The sequence below is a fragment of the Parasphingopyxis sp. genome, from assembly GCF_052168275.1.
In the GTDB taxonomy this organism is placed as follows: domain Bacteria; phylum Pseudomonadota; class Alphaproteobacteria; order Sphingomonadales; family Sphingomonadaceae; genus Parasphingopyxis.
Map to the genome: position 1 here is coordinate 17,738 of NZ_JBQLZM010000051.1, position 18,976 is coordinate 36,713.

Here is an 18,976-nt window from a genome sequence, read left to right on the forward strand (position 1 = left end):
CCTATTGCTTCCAGTCCATGGTGGCCTTGATCGCCCCGACGATCTCCTCCCTAGTCGGGATCCAGGCCTGTTCGAGCGCGCTGACGAACGGGACGGCGGAAAAGGCGCCGCCGACACGCTGGACCGGCGCCTTCAGCGCGTTGAACAGCTTTTCGTGGATATTGGCGGAGATCTCCGCGCCGGTGCCGAAGGGTTTCACGGCCTCGTGCAGGGTCACCGCACGGCCCGTCTTGTGGACGGACGCGAGCACCGTTTCCTCGTCATAGGGCGCGATCGTGCGCAGATCGACCACCTCGACCGAAATCCCCTCCTTGTCGAGCTCCTCGGCGATGCCGAGTGCGTCGAGGACCGTGCGGCCATAGGTGATGAGCGAGACGTCCGTGCCCTCGCGCGCGATCGCCGCCTTGCCCAGCGGCACCCGGTAATCCTTGCCCGGATCGTCCGACTGCAGTCCGTAGCAGAGAATATTCTCGATGAAGAGCACCGGATCGTTGCAGTCGATCGAGGCGCGCAGCAGGCCCTTGGCATCCGCCGCGTTCGACGGCGTAACCACCTTGATCCCCGCGACATGGGCGAACCAGGCCTCGAGCATGTCCGAATGCTGGCCGCCGAAGCCGACGCCGACGCCGGTGGTCGTGCGGATGACGAGCGGTACATTGGTCTGGCCGCCCGACATGAAGCGCAGTTTCGCGGCGTGGTTGACGATCTGGTCCATGCACACGCCGACGAAGTTCATCAGCATGATCTCGGCAACCGGACGCTGGCCGGCGATCGCCGCGCCGACGGCGGCGCCCATGATCGCGGTTTCCGAAATCGGCGTGGCGCGGACGCGGTTCTCGCCATATTTTTCGGTGAGGCCTGCGGTGATCTTGAAGACGCCGCCGCCCTGCTTGGCCGACACGTCCTCGCCGAGGCAGAACACGCCGTCATCGGCGGCCATCGCTTCGTCGAGCGCCTGGTTGAGGCCCTCGGTCATCGTGATCTGGCCGCTCATGCCGCGATCTCCTCTTCGAACACATCCTTGCGAAGCTCGTCCGCGTCGGGGAACGGCGCCTCGAGCGCCTTTTCGACCGCCGCGTCGATCTCGGCATCGATCTCGGCGACGATCGCGTCGAGCTCCTCCTCGGTGAACTGGTGGTCGAGCATGACCTTGCGCAGCTTGGGCAGCGGGTCCTCGGCCTGCATCTCGGCAATATGGTCCTCGGGCATGTAGGAGAAATCGGCGCCGAAGAAATGGCCCATCATCCGGTAGCACATCGCCTCGATCAGGGTCGGCCCCTCGCCGGCGCGGGCGCGGTCGACGGCTTCCTTCGCCGCCGCCCACATCGCCTCGACATCGTTGCCGTCGACGCGCACGCCCTTCATGCCGTAACCGGCGGCGCGCTCGGCGATCGTCGGACTGTCGGTATGGTCGGCATAGGCGGTATGCTCGCCATAGCGGTTGTTCTGGCAGAGGAAGACGACCGGAAGCTTGTAGAGCTGCGCCATGTTCATCGCCTCGTGAAACGCGCCGATATTCGCCGCGCCGTCGCCGAAGCTCGTCACCGTCACCCGCCCGTCGCCGTTATTCTGCGACGCCATGGCGAGGCCGTTGGCGATCGGGATGCCCGAGCCGACGACGCCGGTCGTCACCATCACCCCGCTTTCGGGATGGGTGATGTGCATGGGACCGCCCTTGCCCTTGCAGGTGCCGGTCGCCTTGCCGATGCATTCCGCCCACCAGAGATCGGCGGGCACGCCCTTGGCCGTCTGCTCGCCCTGGCCGCGATAGGTGCAGACGACGTAATCGTCTTCGTTCAGCGCCGCCATCATCGCGCCCGAAACGAGTTCCTGCCCGCGCACGGGGTAATACATCACCGCGACCTTCCCCTGGGTCAGCAGCGACCGGAATTTCTCGTCGGTCTGCGCGACCTTCATCGTCCGGGTATAGATATCCTTCAGGATATCGCGGTCCAATTTCGTATCACTCATCGCTGGCCTTTCTGTTCAGGCGGATTCGGCATCGAGGCCGACCTTGGGGTTGGCGCTGGCGGATGCGCTGGGCCGCGCGGCGACCCGATCGAACCATGATTTGAGATTCGCCAGTTCCGCGGGCAGCGGCTGACCGACCTGCCCGCCGAAATCGATAAAGGCGAAGAGCACGATATCGGCGAGCGTGAAGCGGTCGCCGGCGAGATAGTCGCGATCCGCCAGCCAGGAATCGAAGCCCGCCATGCCGTCCTTCGCGCAGGCCTTGAGCCCGTCGGCGGCCTCGGGCAGGCAGCGCATCCGGTCCTGGAACAGCGGCAGCCCCTCCGATCCCCGAAAACCCGTGGTCATCGGCATGACGACGTCGAAATCGACACGGCGGACGAGCATCCGGGTCTCGGCGCGCTCCTCCGGCGTCGCGCCGATCAGCGCCGGCTCGGGATGCTTGTCCTCGATATATTCGCAGATCGCGACGCTTTCGGAGACATGACCGCCGCTATCGGTTTCGAGCAGCGGGACCTGGCCGAACGGGTTCTTCGCCCGAAACGCGTCCTGCCGGTTCTCGCCGGCCATGATATCGACAAAGGCGCGGTCGATAGCGACGCCCTTTTCCTCGATGAACATGAGCGCGACGCGCGGATTGGGACCGAGGGCCTGATAGAGTTTCATCCCGAATACCTTCCGCTAGAACTGGACGCGCTGGGTGAAGCCGCCGTCGATGACGATATTGGCGCCGGTCATATAGGGGCAGGCGGGCGACGCGACGAAGACGATGGCTTTCGCCACTTCCTCGGGCTCGCCGAACCGGCCCATCGGCATCTTGGCCAGCGTGCCTTCGTAGAGTTCGGGCATGACGCCCTTGATCATCTCCCAATTGCCGCCCGGATATTCAATCGCGCCCGGCGAGACGCAGTTGACGCGAACGCCCTGCGGCGCAAGCGCCTGGCTGAGCTGGGAGCCATAGGTGATGAGCGCGGCCTTGAGCGCGTTGAACGCCTGGGGCGCGATGAAGGTCTCGAGCGCCGCGGTCGACGACATGAAGACAATAGAACCGGCATCGGATTCGGCGAGCTGGGGCGTCAGCGCCTCGACGCCGTTCACCGCGCCCATGATGTCCATGTCGAGCCCCTGCTGCCAGTCGGCTGTGCCGCCCGTGCCCGACGAACTCGCCGTGTGCACGAAGATATCGCACCCGCCGAGCGTATCAGCGGCCTTGGCCAGCCAGTCCCTATACGCATCCGCGCCGCTGTTGATGTCGAAAACCTGGCCATGGACCTTGCCGGAACCGGCCGCGTCGATCTCCTGCTTCGCCGCCTCGATCTTGTCCTCCTTGCGCGAGAAAAAGGCGACGTCCGCGCCCTCGGCGGCGAAATGCCGGAGCGAGGCGAGGCCGAGACCGTGCGCGCCGCCGTTCATGATGACTTTCTTGCCTGCCAGTCCGAGATCCATCATCCTCACCTTTCGCCTTATTCTGTGGAGGGTAAACCTACTGCATCGCCGGTTCGGCGTTAATCAGCAAAAGTGCCAGCGACAGCGATCCGCGCTATGCTATAGAGCGGGCCGAGGGGGCAGATATGATCAAGAAGGTCGTGATCGCCGTGCTGGCGATTATCCTGATCGGCGGCGGGATCGCATGGTTCAACCGGCAGGCGATCATCCTATACGTCGTCGCCAATCGCGACAGGGTCGACGTGGCGGCCAACCGGCCCATCCGCTGGGACACCGGGCCCACCGAAGCGATTGTCCCGGTAGGCGACCGCCCGCCCAACATCGTCTTCATCCTCGCCGACGATCTCGGGATCAACGATATCTCGACATTCGGCGGCGGGATCGCGGGCGGCCGGGTGCCGACACCCAATATCGACCGGCTCGCCGCCGAAGGCATGATTTTCGAACAGGCCTATGCGGGCACCGCCAGCTGCGCGCCGAGCCGCGCAATGCTGATGACCGGACGCTACCCGACCCGAACCGGCTTCGAATTCACGCCGACGCCGGACGGGATGGGCCGGATGGTCAATCTGCTGGCCGACACGGACCGGTCCGGTCTGCCGCCGCTGGAATGGGACAGCGCACGGGCCGAAGCCGCTCCGCCTTACGCCGAACAGGGCCTGCCGGGCTCGGAAGTCACCATCGCCGAAGTGCTGGGCGAGGCCGGTTATCACACGGTCCATATCGGCAAATGGCATCTCGGACGGGGCGCGGAATTCGACCCCAACGCGCAAGGCTTCGACGAAAGCCTGTTGATGGCCAGCGGCCTGTTCCTGCCCGAAGACGATCCCGACGTCGTCAACGCCCGGCTCGATTTCGATCCGATCGACCGGTTTCTCTGGGCGCGGATGCAGTTCGCCGCGAGCTTCGACGGCGGCGAATGGTTCGAACCCGGCGGTTATCTGACCGACTGGTGGACCGACGAGGCGATCAGCGTCATCCGCGCCAACCGCAACCGGCCCTTTTTCCTGTATCTCGCGCATTGGGGCGTCCACACGCCGCTTCAGGCGACGCGCGCCGATTACGAAGCGGTCGGCGATATCGAGCCCCATCGGGAGCGGGTCTACGCAGCCATGGTGCGGGCGCTCGACCGCAGCGTCGGAGACATCATGGCCGAGCTCGAAGCGCAGGGGCTCGCGGACAACACGATCATCGTCTTTTCCAGCGACAATGGCGGCGCGGGTTATATCGGCCTTCCCGACATCAATGCGCCCTATCGCGGCTGGAAACTGACCTTTTTTGAAGGCGGGATCCGGGTGCCCCTGTTCATGCGCTGGCCCGCGCGGATCGCGGCGGGGAGCCGCAGCGACACGCCGGTCGCGCATATCGATCTGATGCCGACGCTCGCGGCGGCGGGAGGCGCTGCGCTGCCGGACGGCGTCGCGATCGACGGCATCGACCTGCTCCCGTCGTCGGGCGCACCCGAAAGACCGGGCGACGCGATATTCTGGCAGAGCGGCTATTATCGGGTCGTGCGGCAGGGCGACTGGAAATTGCAAGTCAGCCAGCGTCCCGAACGGGAATGGCTTTTCAATCTCGCCGAAGATCCAACCGAACAGACGAATCTCGCGCAGACGCATCCGGCGCGGGTCGCCCGGATGCGGGCACTGCTCGCCCGGCACGAAGAAGGACGCCGTCCGCCCCTTTACCCTTACACGCTGGAAGCGCCGATCGCGGTCGATCGGACATTGGCGGAGCGCGTCGGCAGTCGGGACGAGGTGATTTATTGGCCGAACTGAGCGGCCGACCGTTCAGCCGGAGCCGTCTCCGGTCAGATCGGCATCGGCCAGCGTGCGGGCCAGAATATCTCCCGACAACGGTTTCTTGAGTACGACGTCGTCGGGTTCCAGAAAATCGATCTGGTCGCGGTCGTAAGCGGTGATGAAAACGAACGGGATTCCGCGCTCCCGCAGGGTCTGCGCGATGGGTCGGGAGGTCTTGCCGGAACCGAGATTGACGTCGAGAAAGGCGATGTCGATCTCCTGTTCCTTCGCGATCGCCTTCGCGTCGTCGAGGTGGATGCTGGGCCCGACAATCTCGAAACCGAGATCTTCGACCAGGTCCACCATCTCGAATGCGACCATGATTTCGTCTTCGACAATGAATACGCGTCGCGCGGTATCAGTCATTTGCGTCCTGTTTCAGCTTGGCGAACGGCGCGATCAATCGCCAGGTCAGCCCGTCCGCCGGATAATCGATCGTAACGGAGCCTTGCGTCTCCATCGCAAGCGCGCGCTCGATGATGAACGAACCGAAGCCCTTGCTTTCCGGTTCAACGGTTTTCGGGCCGCCGCGTTCCCTCCAATCGATCTCTAACTGGCAATCAGGCCCTTCGGACACGGTCCATTCAATGTCCACGGTGCCGCCGACCGCGGACAATGCGCCATATTTGAACGCGTTGGTCGAAAGCTCGTAGAGCGCCATCGACAGCGCCAAAGCCTGTTTGGAGGGAAGCTCGATATCCGGTCCGGACATGATGACCGTGCCTTCCTCCACCTGCTGGCCGAGAATGTCCCGAACAATACCGCTGATCGTCGCCGTCTTCCATGTCTTGCCCACGAGGCCGGCATGGGCCCTCGCGTACGCATCCAGCCGCCGATCGATCGTATCGCGCAGCCCCGGCATTACCCCGTTCTTGCGCAGCGACTGGCTAACGATTGATTTGACGACCGTGAACGCGTTTTTTACCCTGTGATCGAGCTCGGCGATCAATATCTCCTGCTCGCGCCGGAGCTGCCGTTCCTTCTCGATGTCGATCAGCGCGACCGACGCGGCGATCATCCTGCCATCATCGTCCGTTATCGGCCTCCCGACGATCTTCATCCAGAATCGCGAACCATCGCCGCGCTGGTAATGGACATCCAGTTCGGCATAGTCCTCCCCGTCCCGGATCACGCGCGAGAGCGGATATTCGTGGCTATCAACACGCCGACCGTCGGCGTGAAAGGATATCCACTCGCCATAGGAGTCGAAATTCTCCGATTTCAGCATCGGATGACCGAGCATCTCCACGACGCGGGAATTACCGAGCAATATCTCCCCGCTCGGTGCTTCGGCCAGGACCACGCCGACCGGAACGGTCTCGAGCGCCGCCCCGAGAATCGAGGATCGCTTCTCCGCGCTTTCGGCGATGGCGGCCTGATCGGCACTGTCGGCAAGCGCTTCGGCGAGTTTGCTGCGTAGATCCGCATTTTCCGCAGTCAGCTTCCTGTTCAACTCGTCCATCGCAACCCCTCTTGCATACGCTACTTACCAAAACCCGCCGACACGCTATTTCGTTTGATCCCCAGAGCTTTATCAAAGTTCTCCCTAATGCGTACATCATTGTCGCGCGCGAATCTGCCATCGGGCAAGCATCCGTTTTGCGGAAATTGACCGTCGCAAGCGTTAGAAAGTCCCAATAATTTGGGAATTTCCGTCAGCGTCGAAGTATTTATGTTCCGTTGCATTAACGTAACGATCCTTTCTGACCGCAGCGGATACGGCCATACTTCGCCGGTGCTTGGCTTGTTAAGGTCCTAAAATCATTATTTGTTAAATCATGCAGAGTTACTTCAATCCGGGGCATGACAGAACGCGAATATTGCGAGCAGGAGACCAGGCACTTCGAAGACAGACGAGCGGGAGAACATAATGAACGTTCAGAGGCAGAATTTTTCCGACGCCACCCGGCATGATGTTGTCCGACAACAGCTGGGCGATCGGCGCGATGCAATCAGGCACCGAACTGTTCTTCAACAAGCTCGTCATGTCGGCCAATATTCCCAACAATTGTGCATCGTAAAAAACATCTCGCGCTCCGGCATGATGGCGCGAACTTTCATTCCGCTCGAAAAACGCGACAAACAGTTGATCGAGTTCCGCAGCGGCCGGAAAATCCTGGGCCGCGTGGCCTGGACAAAAGATGACCTGGCCGGGTTCGAATTCATCGACAAGGTCGATCCGGACGCTGTCTTCCGGCCGCAGAGCTTCCACATATTGCCGCGGACGCCGCGCCTCGAGATCGACATCGTGGCGCGATTCGAGACCGAACACATCATGGCGATGGTGCCGCTTCTCGATATCTCGCAGACGGGCGCCAAGATCGAGTGCCATGGCATCGCACGCCCCGGAAGCACGGTCACGCTGCATGTCGAAAACCTGGCCCGGCTCTCTGCCGTGGTGCGCTGGGTGAATGCCGGCCATATGGGCTTGTACTTCAAGGACAAGATTCCGCTCGCGACGCTAGCGAAATGGGCGTGCCGGAAAAATCCGCGGCGCAGCCTGCTGGATTATTGTCTCGACCAGGTGCCGCTTCCGGCCGGCGCCGCTCTCGACGAGGACTGGCAGGATCTGTGCCGTCAGATAGACGCCCTGACGCAGAAGCCGGACAGCGGTTAGACCTCGAGAAAATTCGAAAGACGTTCGAACGCGTCGGCGAAATCCTGTTTGAACTGCTGGACGACCTGGCCCGAAGACATGGGCTCGTTCATCAGGCCTACGCCCTGGCCGACCCAATAGGTTGCGAGCTTCTTCGCGCCCTCATGGCCGCCCTGGCTCAGCTTGTCGATCTGCCGCAGAGCCGGTTCGCTGACCATCGACTGGAGCGGCATCGGCAAGGGATCCGGAGCATCCTTGGCTTCCCAGGCATCGGTCCATGGCGACCGAAGCTGGCGCGACGGCTTGCCGGTCCGTGAACGCGAACGCACCGTGTCGCGCGAGGTGGCGGCGAGCATCTTCTCCTTCACCACCGGATTGGTTTCCGCTTCGGCGGTCGTCAGCCAGACCGAGCCGCACCATGCTCCGGCAGCGCCCATCGCCATCGCGGCCGCCATCTGTTCGCCGGTCGTGATGCCGCCCGCGGCGAGGATCGGCGTATCGGCGCCGATCTCCTTGAGTGCGCGCGCGACCTCGGGAATCAGAACCATCGTCGAAACGTCGCCGCAATGGCCGCCCGCTTCGCCGCCGGCGACGACGAGAATATCGACCCCCGCCGCGACCTGCGCGACCGCATGTTCGCGCGCGCCGACGAGCGCCGCTACCGGGACGCCATGCTCTTTCCCCATGTCGAGCATCACCGGCGGCGGTACGCCCAGCGCATTGGCGATGAGCTTGATCGGATATTCGAATGCGGCTTCGAGACTGGTCGCGGCACCCTCCTCGCGCAAGTTTCTGGCGAAGTTGGCCGACATTCCGCGGGTCTTCTCGAGATCGCCGGTGGCGATATCATGGTCCTTCAGGATTCCCGCCGCGAAATCCTTGTGACCCGCCGGGATCGCGTCGATCAACTTGCCGGTATCGAGCTTCTCGCCCTTGCCCGCGAACTTGTTGGGCACGATCAGGTCGACACCATAGGGTTTTCCGTCGACATGCGCGTCGATCCAGTCCAGTTCCTCGCGCAATCGGTCCGGCGAGAGGTTGACGGCCCCGAACACGCCCATGCCGCCAGCCTTCGACACCGCCGCAACGACGTCGCGGCAATGCGAAAAGGCGAGCAGCGGAAATTCGATATCGAGCATCGAACAGATCGGTGAATTCATCATGCACGCGTCTCCCGTTTCGGGCACCATATCGGAGCGCCGACACTGCGCAAGCCGTTCGTCAGCCGCCGAAAACAATCGGCCTAGCGATTTTCCATCTGTTGAAACCGCGACGGACTCGGCTAGGCTGATCCGATGAACAACAGGGTTGATATCGCCATCGTCGGAGCGGGGCATGGCGGCGCTCAGGCCGCCATCATGCTGCGCCAGCAGAAGTTCGACGGTTCGATCGCGCTGATCGGGGACGAGCCGGACTATCCGTATGAGCGCCCACCGCTGTCCAAGGAATATTTCGCCGGCGAGAAACCGTTCGAAAGGATCATGATCCGGCCCGGGAAGTTCTGGGCCGAGCGGGATGTCTCGATGATGCTCGGTCGGCGGGTGACGGACGTCGACGCCGAACGGCACGAACTGACCTTCGCCGACGGAGAGACGCTCGCCTATGGCCATCTGATCTGGGCGACTGGCGGAACGCCGCGCATGGTGAACTGTCCGGGTCACGATCTGTCCAGCGTCCACGCGGTACGGACCCGTGCCGATGTCGATGCCATGATGGCGAAGCTCGATACGGTCGAGCGCGTAGTGATCATCGGCGGCGGCTATATCGGCCTGGAAGCGGCCGCCGTTCTCACGAAACTGGGCAAACATGTCGTGCTGCTCGAGGCGCTGGACAGGGTGTTGGCGCGGGTCGCAGGCCCGGAACTGTCGCACTTCTATGAAAGCGAGCATCGGGCCCATGGCGTCGATCTGCGGACGGGTGTCACGGTCGCCGGCATAACCGGCGACCAAGGACGGGCCACGGGCGTCGAACTGGCGGGCGGCGAAACCATCCCGGCGGACATGGTGATCGTCGGCATCGGGATCATTCCGGCGGTCGAACCGCTGATCGAAGCCGGCGCCGAGGGCGGCAACGGCGTCCTCGTCGACGCGAACTGCCGGACGAGCCTGCCGGACATTTTCGCGATCGGCGACTGCGCGGCCCACGCCAACCCCTTCGCCGACGGCGCGACGATCCGGCTCGAGTCGGTGCAGAACGCCAACGACCAGGCGACCGTCGCAGCCAAGACGATTCTCGGCCATCCCGTCCCCTACGACGCGATACCGTGGTTCTGGTCCAACCAGTACGATCTGAAGCTCCAGACGGTCGGCCTCTCGACCGGTCACGACGCGACCATCGTCCGGGGAGAACCCGCCACCCGCAGTTTTTCGGTGGTCTATCTGAAGGACGGCCGGGTGATCGCACTCGACTGCGTCAACGCGACCAAGGACTATGTACAGGGGCGGAAACTCATCGTCGGCAAGACCAAGCCGGATCCGGCCAAGCTCGCCGATGCGGCGGTTCCGCTCAAGGAACTCGCCGCCTAGCATTCCGCATATCGAACAAGGAGCATTGCATTGAGCACAGCACAAACGGGGCCGCTGGCCGGATGCCGGATCGTCGAATTCGATGCGATCGGGCCGGTACCGCTCGCGGGCATGATCCTCGCCGATATGGGTGCCGACATCGTCCGGATCGGCCGTCCGGGAAGCGCCGCCATGGCGGAGGTGCCGGGCAACGCGGTCCTGCAACGCGGACGACAGACTGTGGAACTCAACCTCAAGGACGATGCGCAGCGCGACCAGGCGATGGACCTTATCGCCGAGGCTGACGCCCTGTTGGAGGGGCAGCGTCCGGGCGTGATGGAGCGGCTAGGGCTCGGCCCCGAGCACTGCCATGCCCGCAACGCCAAACTCGTCTATGGGCGGATGACGGGCTGGGGTCAGGATGGCCCGCTCGCCCAGAGCGCCGGCCACGATATCGGCTATATCGCGATCACCGGGGCGCTGGGCTCGATCGGGCGGAAGGACGCGCCGCCGCCGCCGCCGCTGAACCTGGTCGGCGACTATGGCGGCGGTACGATGTTCCTGATCGCCGGCGTGTTGGCGGCTATCCTGTCCGCACGGGAGACCGGCAAGGGCCAGGTCGTCGACGCGGCGATGACCGACGGGGCGGCGATCCTGATGAGCATGTTCTACGCCTTCCATGCGGGCGGCATGTGGAAGGCGGAACGCGAGGCCAACCTGCTCGACGGCGGCACGCCCTGGTATCGCTGCTACGAAACGGCGGATGGCGGCCATATGGCCGTCGGCGCCATCGAACCGCAATTCTACGCTGAGCTGCTCGCCAAACTCGACCTCGAGCCGGCGGATTTCCCGCAGGGCGACAAACGGGGCTGGCCGAGAATGACCGAGGCTTTCGCCGCGAAATTCGCGAGCCGGACGCGCGACGAATGGGCTGCCCATTTCGAGGGCAGCGACGCCTGCGTCGCGCCCGTGCTCTCGATCGCCGAAGCGCCCGGGCATCCGCACAATGTGGCGCGCCAAACCTTCGCCGAACATCGCGGCATCATGCAGCCCATGCCCGCGCCCCGCTTTTCGGAGACGCCGGCCCGCATCGGAGAGGCAACCGGGGCGATTTCCGTCGAGGACGCGCTCCGCCGCTGGACCTAGCCCTACCCTAGCTCTCGCGCTTGAACGTCAGGCCGGCATTGGCCTCCAGCCGTTCGATCAACGGCGCGGCCATGACCGCGCCGGGCGTCAATATCCCGCCCGGGGCATCGGGCACGTCGCGGACGAGACAGATCGCGCTTTCGGCGATCATCTTCGAGGTCGAACCATAGCCGGGGTCCTTGTCGCCGGTCACACCCACGGTCACCCGTTGCCCGTCCTCCCCCTCGGCGACGAACAGGACGTCGTAGAAGCCCGATTCGCGCTCCTCCTTGCTCGGTCCTTCGCCGGGCTTGGGGCCGTCGTCGCTGCCGAGCGAATTGTCGCCGGCCACCGCCCTCGCCGCCGCTTCGCCGCCGTCGCCGGGGCCGGTCAGCACCATTTCGTCATAGACGAAGTCCTCGCCATAGGGATGGCCGAGCAGGAAGTTCGTCCGATGCACGTTGCGCGTGTTGATCGCGGCCATGATGAACGGCGCGACCCAGCTATCGAGATCGGCTTCGTAATCGACCGTGTTGCCGGGCGGCTGATCGGCACCCTGAAAGCCCGGCGTGAGCGAAAAGGGATTGAGCAGCAGCTTGACCACTTCGGGGTCCCTGGCCGCGGCCGCCATGGTCGCCTTGAGGCTCGCTGCGGTGCCGCCGGAAAAGGTGCCCTGCATCGCGCGAACCCGGCCCTTGATCCGCTTTGACGGTTCGCCGAACTCCTCTTTTGCCGCCTGCTGGAGGAACCAGACGCCAAGATCGAACGGAATGGAATCGAAACCGCAGGAAAAGACGATCCGCGCCCCGCTCTCCTTCGCCTGGTCGCCATAGCGGTCGATCATCTGCCGCATCCAGGCGGGCTCGCCGCACAGATCGACATAATCGGTCCCCGCGGCGGCGCAGGCCGCGATCAGCGGCTCGCCGTAGAGCTGATAGGGGCCGACGGTCGTCGCGACACATCGGGTGCGCGCGACCATGTCGGCGATCGATTGGGGATCGTCCGCATCCGCCACGACGAGCGGCGTATCGGCCGGGGCACCGATCTCGTCCCGCACCGCGGCCAGCTTGTCCGCACTGCGCCCGGCCATCGCCCAGCGCAGGTCCCCCGCATAATTCTGCGAGATATATTCGGCCACCAGCCGGCCGGTATAACCGGTCGCGCCGTAAACGATGACTTCGAATTCGCGGGTCTCTGCCATGAAAATTCTCCAAAAAGGCGCGACGCCGGAAAGGGCCGCGAACGGACGGGCGGGTTGCAATCAGATTTGGCGTTCCAAACGCACGAGAAAGGGCGCCGCGTCAAACGCAGCGCCCGATTTCTCATGAGTCTTCGATCCTAGAAGCGGATGCCGGCGGCGAGGCCGTAGCGGCGCGGTTCCAAGGTGAAGATGTTCGTGAACAGGCCCGAGGACGGGTCGGTCACATACTGGCCGGTGATCGCATCATTGTCGAAGATGTTCTGGACAAAGGCGCGAACGAACCAGCGGTCATCGGCACCGTTCAGTTGGATCTGGGCGTTGGCGATATCATAGGACGGGATATTGTCGATCGGGCTGTTGAAGCTCCGCGACCATTGATCGCCGGTAAAGGCGTAGTCGGCCCGGAGCACAACATTCATGCCATTGTCGAACTCATGCGTGTATTGCCCGCCGATCGAGAACTTCCAGTTCGGCGCCTGCGGCAGTTCGTTACCCGTCACGTCCACTTCCGCGCCTTCGGCAACCGTAAACGCCCCGAAGCTGTTGAGCAGCGGCTGAAGCGCGGCGAGGGCAGGGTTGAACAGCCCGATATTGCCGGCAGCGGCCGCCTGTAGCGCCGAACAGAAGGCGAAGGCACCGGTCGTATTCGTGCCCGGAACCGGCACGGTCGGCTGAAGGCCAAGGGCACCGTTGATCGTGTTGACGAACGCATTCGCGCCGGCCGCGTTACCTGCGGCCTGCGGAATAACGGCGCAGTTCGAAGCGTTATCCAAGCTTTTCAGGATCACGGTATCGCTCCGGCCGCCGGAAGGATCCCGCGAATCGATCAGCTGCAGATCGCCGATGCTGGTGTTGAGATAGCTGGCCGTGAAGTTGAACAGCCACGCCGGATCGGGCGAAACCACCGCCTCGAGCTCGACGCCCCAGACCTCGGCACTCGTATTGGTGTTGATCGAGGTACGGGCCAGGATACGGCTCAGCTGCAGGTCCTGGTAATCATAATAGAAGATTGCGCCATTGAGCTGCACCGCCCCGTTCGCGAGCGTGTTCTTCGAGCCGATTTCGAAAGCATTGATGATCTCGGGATCAAACGTGCTTTCGACGCTCGGGAACTCGACCGGGTTGACCGGCGGATTGATGCCGCCCGATTTGTAACCGCGCGAATAGGAGGCATAGAGCAGGTTGTCCGGAGACCATTGCCAGTCGAGTACGATACGGCCCGTGATCTCGTCGAAACTCGCCGATTCGACGCGGAAAGGCTGGAGCCCGGCCGTGGTGGGATCGGCATCGACCTGATTGCTGATCACACTCGCTACGTCGGTCGTGCCGAACGGCACCAAGGTCGCGAGCAGCGGCGAGCGCGCCGAAACTGACTTTTCGTCGTTCGAATATCGCCCGCCCACCGTCAGCCGCAGATTGTCCGTGATATCGAGATAGACCTCGCCGAAAATGCCATAGCTTTCGAGCGTGAATCCGGATGTCTCGGAGTTGAAGAAGGTCGGGCCCAGATACAGGGTCGGCGAGGCCGCGAAAGCCGCACCGGCCGCAGCCTGCGCATCGGCCAGCGAGCCACCGCCCGCCAACACTGCAGCGGCGGCGGCATCGGCCGCGGCCGTCGCGATACCGAGGCTTTGCAGGCCGCCAAGCACGCCACCGGCATAGTCGAGGCCGAACGCATTGACGAAATAGTCGCCGCCGCGATTGCGGTGGTCGAAATAGATGCCGCCAAGCAGGAAGTTGAACGGGCCGTCGAAATCGGACGTGAGAATCGCCTCGATCGACCATTGCCGGGCATCACTCGTCGACCGGTCGAACTCGATACTTTGATTGGCACAACCAAACGCGTCTCCGCCGAAAACGCCCGCATAGGACAGGTTCGCTTCCGAGGTACACGCCACGCCGGCCGGCCCGTTGGGGAACAGCGCATTCACGGCGGGCGCGAAGAACCGCCCGATCGCCGGATCGGCGGCGATACCGGCCAGTGTGGCGAACGCCGTCCTTTGCTGCACGCCGAAGGCCGGCGCCGCTGTCAGGTTGTAGTCGGTCCGCGTATCGATCGACGTTTCCTGCCAGCCGCCGGTGAGCTGCAAGGCGACCGGACCGAAATCATGATCGATCTGCGCCATCACATACCACTCGTCGGCGAAATAGGTCGGGTTGAAGTCGATATTCACCGTGCGAACGTCGGACGGAACGGTCACGCCCGAGTAGAGATCGGGCCCGTAGAGGCTGGTAAGACCAGTCGCTGCGAACAGCGGGCTGCCGCTGCTGATGCCGAGAAGTTCGGCCGACGCGAAGATCGACGCCAGGGTCGCGTTCGCGTTGACGGGCTCGTTCTGCAGCGAGGTCGGCAGACAGCCGAGCACGCCGGTGGGGTCACGGTCGCAAAGCTGTTTCTGGATGCGCGAACGGTTGTCGTTTTCCTCGAAATAATAGCCGATAATGTCGATCGTCGTGTCCGGGGTCGGCTCGATCCGCAGCGAACCACGGATGGCATACAGCTCGCGTCCGTCGATATCGGAACCGTCGAACAGGTTGGTCGTATAGCCGTCGCGCCGGACGTAGGTTCCCGCGACGCGCAAGCCGGCCCAGTCCGCCAGCGGAACGTTGACCATGCCCTCGCCGCGGAACGCGTCGAAATTGCCATATTCCAGCTCGGCCCTGGCGGAAAAGCCGCTAAGGTCGGGCCGCGCGGTGATCGTGTTCAACACGCCGCTCGTCGCGTTGCGGCCGTACAGCGTTCCCTGGGGTCCACGCAGCACCTCGATCCGTTCGAGATCGAAATATTCGGTTTCGAACAGGCGCGTGGCGAGCACCGGCATGCCGTTGATGTGAATGCCGAGCGCGCTGTCGCACGAGAAGCCGACGCACAGATTGCCCACGCCGCGAATGGCGAGGCTGGATCCCGTGAAGTTGCCCTTCGAGAAGGTGATGTTCGGAAGAGAGAGCTGGAGATCGCTGACATTTTCGATCTGCTGGCTTTCCAGCGCCTCGGAATCGAAGGCCGACACCGCGATCGGCACTTCCTGTAGCGTCTGGGCCTGGCGCTGGGCGGTAACGATGATCGGCGCGTTGGCCGAACTCAGGCCCTGAAGCGCGCTATCGTCATCGGCCTGCGCCATCGCGGGCGTCACGATCCCCGCACCGAGCGCAGTCGCAATCAACAACTCAATCTTTTTCACGGCATTTTCTCCCCATTTGCTCGCCGGTTTTTCCGGCCTTATTGCGGCACGGCTCTCGCCAATCCCGGATGATCGGAAAATGTGCCGTTGGGGAGATGCATTTCGACGATGGCGGAATCGACCGCCAACCGCATCAATATTTGCCCCGAGGGCATCTTCTCCGACATTATATTTTTCTTGGAGGCTAAGCCGCGCCGGAATCTGCGTCAACCGCAATTGACGTTAAGGGAACGCATATCCGAAGCCATGTGCAAGGCTGCAACAGTTGGGTTTTCCGCCGAACTTACGATTTCCCTTACGTCAAGCTGGCGTTAACCCATCTCTGCGGCGACCTTTTCGGCGATCATGATCACCGGTGCATTCGTATTGCCGCCGATCAATGTCGGCATGACGGAAGCGTCGATCACGCGAAGACCGTCCATCCCGCGCATTTTCAGCGAACCGTCGAGCGGCGAGTCGCTATCCGCCCCCATCCGGACCGTACCGACCGGATGGTAGATGGTTTCCGCGGCTTCCCGGATATGACGGTCGATATCGTCGTCGGTCGTGATGTCGTCGCCGGGAACGAGTTCCGGCCCGCGCAGCGGATCGAGCGCGGCCTGGCGGCATATGGCCCGCATCATCTTCACCGATTGGCGCATCACGCGCTTGTCCTCGTCGCTGTCGAGATAGTTGGGATCGATACGCGGCGGCGCGAACGGATCGGCCGAGTGGAGGCCGATCTCCCCGCGGCTCTCGGGTCTGAGCTGGCAGGCATGGACGGTGAACCCGTCCTTCTTCACTTCCTGGAACCCGTGCTCGATCATGATCGCGTTCACCAGATGCAGCTGGATGTCGGGCCGGTCGAGCCCTTCTCGGGACTTGAGGAACGCGCCCGTCTGCAGGAAATTGTCGGTGCCGGCCCCCTTGCGCCGGGCGAGGAAGTCGATCGCCACGACGAGCTTCTTGAGGCCCGCCTGCTTGGAATGGGCGGACAGCCTCTGCGTCATCTCGTGAACGACGACGATGTCGAGATGGTCCTGAAGATTCTTGCCGACCTGCGACGAGGCATGCGCGACTTCGATACCATGCGCCTGCAGCTCTTCCGGATCGCCGATGCCGGACAGCATCAGCAACTGGGGTGACTGGACCGCACCCGCGCAGACGATCACCTCGCGCCGCGCCTTGACGATCCGCTTCTCCCGGCCCTTGCCCGACACCGCCTCGACGCCCGTCGCGCGTTTGCCTTCGACCAGTATCTTGGTGACCTGGCCGGTCGAAAGGATCGCTAGATTGTCCCGCTTGCCGGCGATCGGACGGAGATAGGCGCGGGCCGCGCTGAACCGCTCGCCATCGGCGATCGTGCGCTGATAGGGGCCGAGCCCCTCCTGCTGCGCGCCGTTGAAATCGTCGGTCGTCGGATAGCCGGCCGCGACGCCGGCCTCGACGAACCGACCGTAAACGGGGTCCTCCATCCGGCTGTTGGTGACGCCCAGTGGCCCCTCCCGGCCATGATAGGCGTCGTCGCCCTCGTCATAGCGTTCGGATTTCTTGAAATAGGGCAGCACATCGTCATAGCCCCAGCCGGTCAGGCCTGTCTGCCGCCACTGGTCGTAATCACGGGCATGGCCGCGGATATAGATCATGCCGTTGATGCTCGACGATCCGCCCCAACCCTTGCCGCGCGGCCAGTAGAGCTTGCGGTTGTTCAGATGTTTCTGCGGCTCGGTCCAGAAGAACCAGTTTTGCGGATTCGGTTTTTTGAGCAGCGCGCCGACTCCGGCCGGCATCTTGACGAGCAGGCTCTTGTCCTCCTTGCCCGCCTCGATCAGGCAGACAGTGACGCCGGGATTTGCGGACAGGCGGTTGGCCATGACGCAGCCCGCGCTTCCCGCGCCGACGATGACATAATCGAATTCGGTGGTTTCGGTCGCCATGCTCAGATGCTCCGGCCGATCACTTCCTTCATGATCTCGGACGTGCCGCCATAGATGCGCTGGACCCGCGCGTCGCGCCACATCCGGGCGATCGGATATTCGTTCATGTAACCGGCGCCGCCATGCAGCTGCAACGCGGCGTCGCAGCAGCGCCATTGCAGCTCGGTATGCCAGAGCTTGGCGGCCGAGCCCTCGTCGGCCGTCAGTTCGCCACGCATATGTCTCGACAGCGCCCAGTCGACATGCGCCCAGCCGACCTGGAGCTGCGCGGCGAGGTCGGCGAGCGTGAAGCGCGTATTCTGGAAATCGAATATGCGCTGGCCGAACGCCTTGCGGTCCTTGGTGAAGTTCACCGCTTCGTCGAAGGCGCGCTGCGCGCCGGCCTGGGCGCCGATGGCGATGCTGAGCCGCTCCTGCGGCAGCTGGCTCATCAGATAGATGAAGCCCCGCCCCTCTTCGCCGAGACAGTTGGTGATCGGCACCCGGACATCGTTGAAGAAGAGTTCGGACGTGTCCGCCGAATGCTGCCCGATCTTGTCGAGGTTGCGGCCGCGGGCAAAGCCTTCGCGATCGGCCTCGACAAGGATCAGCGATACGCCCTTGGCGCCCTCGGTCGGGTCGGTCTTGGCGACGACGATCACGACATCGGCGTTCTGGCCGTTGGTGATATAGGTTTTCGAGCCGTTGATGACATAGTGATTGCCGTCCTTCTTGGCCGTCGTCTTGACGCTCTGAAGGTCGGATCCGGTGCCCGGCTCGGTCATCGCGATCGCGCTGACGGCCTCGCCCGAAACCAGCTTCGGGATCCAGTGCCGTTTCTGCTCCTCGGAACCGTAGGCGAGGAAATAGTCCGCGGTGATGTCGGACTGGAGCGTGATGCCCGCCGAAGATCCGGCATAGGCCAGCTCTTCGTCGATCACCGCATTATAGCCGAAGTCCAGTCCCAGCCCGCCATATTCCTCCGGCATGGTCGGGCACAGCAGGCCGGCCTCGCCGCAGGCCGACCAGAAATCGCGATCGACGATCTCTTCCTTTTCCCAGCGGTCGAGATTGGGATGCAGCTCCTTGTCGAAAAACTTGCGGACCTGATCGCGGAACAGTTCGTGGCTTTCGTCATAGGCGGTGCGGTTGGCGGTCTGCAGCATTGAAATATCCTTTCGTCCCGGCGACGTTTCGCGCGAGAATCCATCGCTCATCTATTTGCCAGTCGCGTTCCGTGATATGCAGGTTGAC

The 18,976-nt window shown here is 63.4% G+C and carries 15 protein-coding genes; 4 read left to right on the forward strand and 11 right to left on the reverse strand.

Translation table 11 applies throughout. From position 1 onward, the window contains the following. Position 1 precedes the first annotated feature (1 nt). From ACTS1X_RS04285 to ACTS1X_RS04300, 4 genes are read right to left on the reverse strand one after another with little or no spacing between them, the layout of a single operon-like run. Positions 2 to 994: an alpha-ketoacid dehydrogenase subunit beta gene (locus tag ACTS1X_RS04285; RefSeq protein WP_442613142.1), complete on the reverse strand. Its 993-nt coding sequence runs from the start codon at positions 992 to 994 to the stop codon at positions 2 to 4. Next, entirely contained in the window at positions 991 to 1,971 is a 981-nt protein-coding gene (locus tag ACTS1X_RS04290; RefSeq protein ID WP_442613144.1) for a thiamine pyrophosphate-dependent dehydrogenase E1 component subunit alpha, read from the reverse strand. The genes ACTS1X_RS04285 and ACTS1X_RS04290 overlap by 4 nt, the downstream gene beginning before the upstream one ends. Positions 1,972 to 1,986: 15 nt before the next feature. After that, positions 1,987 to 2,637, reverse strand: coding sequence for a glutathione S-transferase family protein (locus ACTS1X_RS04295; RefSeq protein ID WP_442613145.1), 651 nt, complete (start codon positions 2,635 to 2,637; stop codon positions 1,987 to 1,989). Positions 2,638 to 2,652: 15 nt separating this feature from the next. Beyond that, a complete protein-coding gene (locus tag ACTS1X_RS04300; protein WP_442613146.1) occupies positions 2,653 to 3,420 on the reverse strand; it encodes an SDR family NAD(P)-dependent oxidoreductase in 768 nt (255 codons plus the stop codon). Positions 3,421 to 3,542: 122 nt separating this feature from the next. On the opposite strand from ACTS1X_RS04300, the gene ACTS1X_RS04305 reads away from it, so the two are divergent. Further along, complete coding sequence (locus tag ACTS1X_RS04305; protein WP_442613147.1) at positions 3,543 to 5,195, forward strand: sulfatase; 1,653 nt, start codon at positions 3,543 to 3,545, stop codon at positions 5,193 to 5,195. 12 nt (positions 5,196 to 5,207) lie between these two features. Here the strand turns inward: ACTS1X_RS04305 and ACTS1X_RS04310 are convergent, their stop codons facing one another. Both ACTS1X_RS04310 and ACTS1X_RS04315 read right to left on the reverse strand, forming a co-directional pair. After that, positions 5,208 to 5,585, reverse strand: a complete 378-nt coding sequence (locus ACTS1X_RS04310; RefSeq protein WP_442613148.1) for a response regulator — start codon at positions 5,583 to 5,585, stop codon at positions 5,208 to 5,210. Further along, positions 5,578 to 6,681 carry an HWE histidine kinase domain-containing protein gene (locus tag ACTS1X_RS04315; protein WP_442613149.1) on the reverse strand — a complete coding sequence of 368 codons (1,104 nt, stop codon included), beginning with the start codon at positions 6,679 to 6,681 and terminating at the stop codon, positions 5,578 to 5,580. The genes ACTS1X_RS04310 and ACTS1X_RS04315 overlap by 8 nt, the downstream gene beginning before the upstream one ends. A 408-nt stretch (positions 6,682 to 7,089) precedes the next feature. Here ACTS1X_RS04315 and ACTS1X_RS04320 point away from each other — a divergent pair, with 408 nt between their 5' ends. After that, entirely contained in the window at positions 7,090 to 7,836 is a 747-nt protein-coding gene (locus ACTS1X_RS04320) for a PilZ domain-containing protein (RefSeq protein ID WP_442613150.1), read from the forward strand. On the opposite strand, the gene ACTS1X_RS04325 is transcribed toward ACTS1X_RS04320, so the two are convergent. Continuing rightward, entirely contained in the window at positions 7,833 to 8,978 is a 1,146-nt protein-coding gene (locus ACTS1X_RS04325; protein WP_442613151.1) for an NAD(P)H-dependent flavin oxidoreductase, read from the reverse strand. The genes ACTS1X_RS04320 and ACTS1X_RS04325 overlap by 4 nt on opposite strands. Positions 8,979 to 9,110: 132 nt before the next feature. Here ACTS1X_RS04325 and ACTS1X_RS04330 point away from each other — a divergent pair, with 132 nt between their 5' ends. Beyond that, the gene (locus tag ACTS1X_RS04330; RefSeq protein WP_442613152.1) at positions 9,111 to 10,340 is read left to right on the forward strand and encodes an NAD(P)/FAD-dependent oxidoreductase; all 1,230 of its coding nucleotides are present in this window, start codon (positions 9,111 to 9,113) and stop codon (positions 10,338 to 10,340) included. A gap of 30 nt (positions 10,341 to 10,370) precedes the next feature. Further along, positions 10,371 to 11,465, forward strand: coding sequence for a CaiB/BaiF CoA transferase family protein (locus ACTS1X_RS04335; RefSeq protein ID WP_442613153.1), 1,095 nt, complete (start codon positions 10,371 to 10,373; stop codon positions 11,463 to 11,465). Between the two features lie 7 nt (positions 11,466 to 11,472). Here ACTS1X_RS04335 and ACTS1X_RS04340 read toward each other — a convergent pair whose 3' ends face one another. The 4 genes from ACTS1X_RS04340 to ACTS1X_RS04355 all read right to left on the reverse strand — a co-directional run bounded on the left by ACTS1X_RS04340 (position 11,473) and on the right by ACTS1X_RS04355 (position 18,888). After that, positions 11,473 to 12,645, reverse strand: a complete 1,173-nt coding sequence (locus ACTS1X_RS04340; RefSeq protein WP_442613154.1) for a saccharopine dehydrogenase family protein — start codon at positions 12,643 to 12,645, stop codon at positions 11,473 to 11,475. 137 nt (positions 12,646 to 12,782) lie between these two features. Next, positions 12,783 to 15,827 carry a TonB-dependent receptor gene (locus ACTS1X_RS04345; RefSeq protein WP_442613155.1) on the reverse strand — a complete coding sequence of 1,015 codons (3,045 nt, stop codon included), beginning with the start codon at positions 15,825 to 15,827 and terminating at the stop codon, positions 12,783 to 12,785. A 311-nt stretch (positions 15,828 to 16,138) separates the two neighbouring features. Continuing rightward, on the reverse strand, positions 16,139 to 17,743 hold the full coding sequence (locus ACTS1X_RS04350) for a choline dehydrogenase (protein ID WP_442613156.1): 1,605 nt from the start codon (positions 17,741 to 17,743) through the stop codon (positions 16,139 to 16,141). 2 nt (positions 17,744 to 17,745) lie between these two features. Beyond that, entirely contained in the window at positions 17,746 to 18,888 is a 1,143-nt protein-coding gene (locus ACTS1X_RS04355) for an acyl-CoA dehydrogenase family protein (RefSeq protein ID WP_442613157.1), read from the reverse strand. Between the last annotated feature and the right edge of the window lie 88 nt (positions 18,889 to 18,976).

Excerpts from the sequence above, each read along its gene's own strand:
- ACTS1X_RS04285 (WP_442613142.1), bottom strand. The coding sequence starts at position 994 with ATGAGCGGCCAGATCACGATGACCGAGGGCCTCAACCAGGCGCTCGAC.
- ACTS1X_RS04290 (WP_442613144.1), bottom strand. The coding sequence starts at position 1,971 with ATGAGTGATACGAAATTGGACCGCGATATCCTGAAGGATATCTATACC.
- ACTS1X_RS04295 (WP_442613145.1), bottom strand. The coding sequence starts at position 2,637 with ATGAAACTCTATCAGGCCCTCGGTCCCAATCCGCGCGTCGCGCTCATG.
- ACTS1X_RS04300 (WP_442613146.1), bottom strand. The coding sequence starts at position 3,420 with ATGATGGATCTCGGACTGGCAGGCAAGAAAGTCATCATGAACGGCGGC.
- ACTS1X_RS04305 (WP_442613147.1), top strand. The coding sequence starts at position 3,543 with ATGATCAAGAAGGTCGTGATCGCCGTGCTGGCGATTATCCTGATCGGC.
- ACTS1X_RS04310 (WP_442613148.1), bottom strand. The coding sequence starts at position 5,585 with ATGACTGATACCGCGCGACGCGTATTCATTGTCGAAGACGAAATCATG.
- ACTS1X_RS04315 (WP_442613149.1), bottom strand. The coding sequence starts at position 6,681 with ATGGACGAGTTGAACAGGAAGCTGACTGCGGAAAATGCGGATCTACGC.
- ACTS1X_RS04320 (WP_442613150.1), top strand. The coding sequence starts at position 7,090 with ATGAACGTTCAGAGGCAGAATTTTTCCGACGCCACCCGGCATGATGTT.
- ACTS1X_RS04325 (WP_442613151.1), bottom strand. The coding sequence starts at position 8,978 with ATGATGAATTCACCGATCTGTTCGATGCTCGATATCGAATTTCCGCTG.
- ACTS1X_RS04330 (WP_442613152.1), top strand. The coding sequence starts at position 9,111 with ATGAACAACAGGGTTGATATCGCCATCGTCGGAGCGGGGCATGGCGGC.
- ACTS1X_RS04340 (WP_442613154.1), bottom strand. The coding sequence starts at position 12,645 with ATGGCAGAGACCCGCGAATTCGAAGTCATCGTTTACGGCGCGACCGGT.
- ACTS1X_RS04350 (WP_442613156.1), bottom strand. The coding sequence starts at position 17,743 with ATGGCGACCGAAACCACCGAATTCGATTATGTCATCGTCGGCGCGGGA.
- ACTS1X_RS04355 (WP_442613157.1), bottom strand. The coding sequence starts at position 18,888 with ATGCTGCAGACCGCCAACCGCACCGCCTATGACGAAAGCCACGAACTG.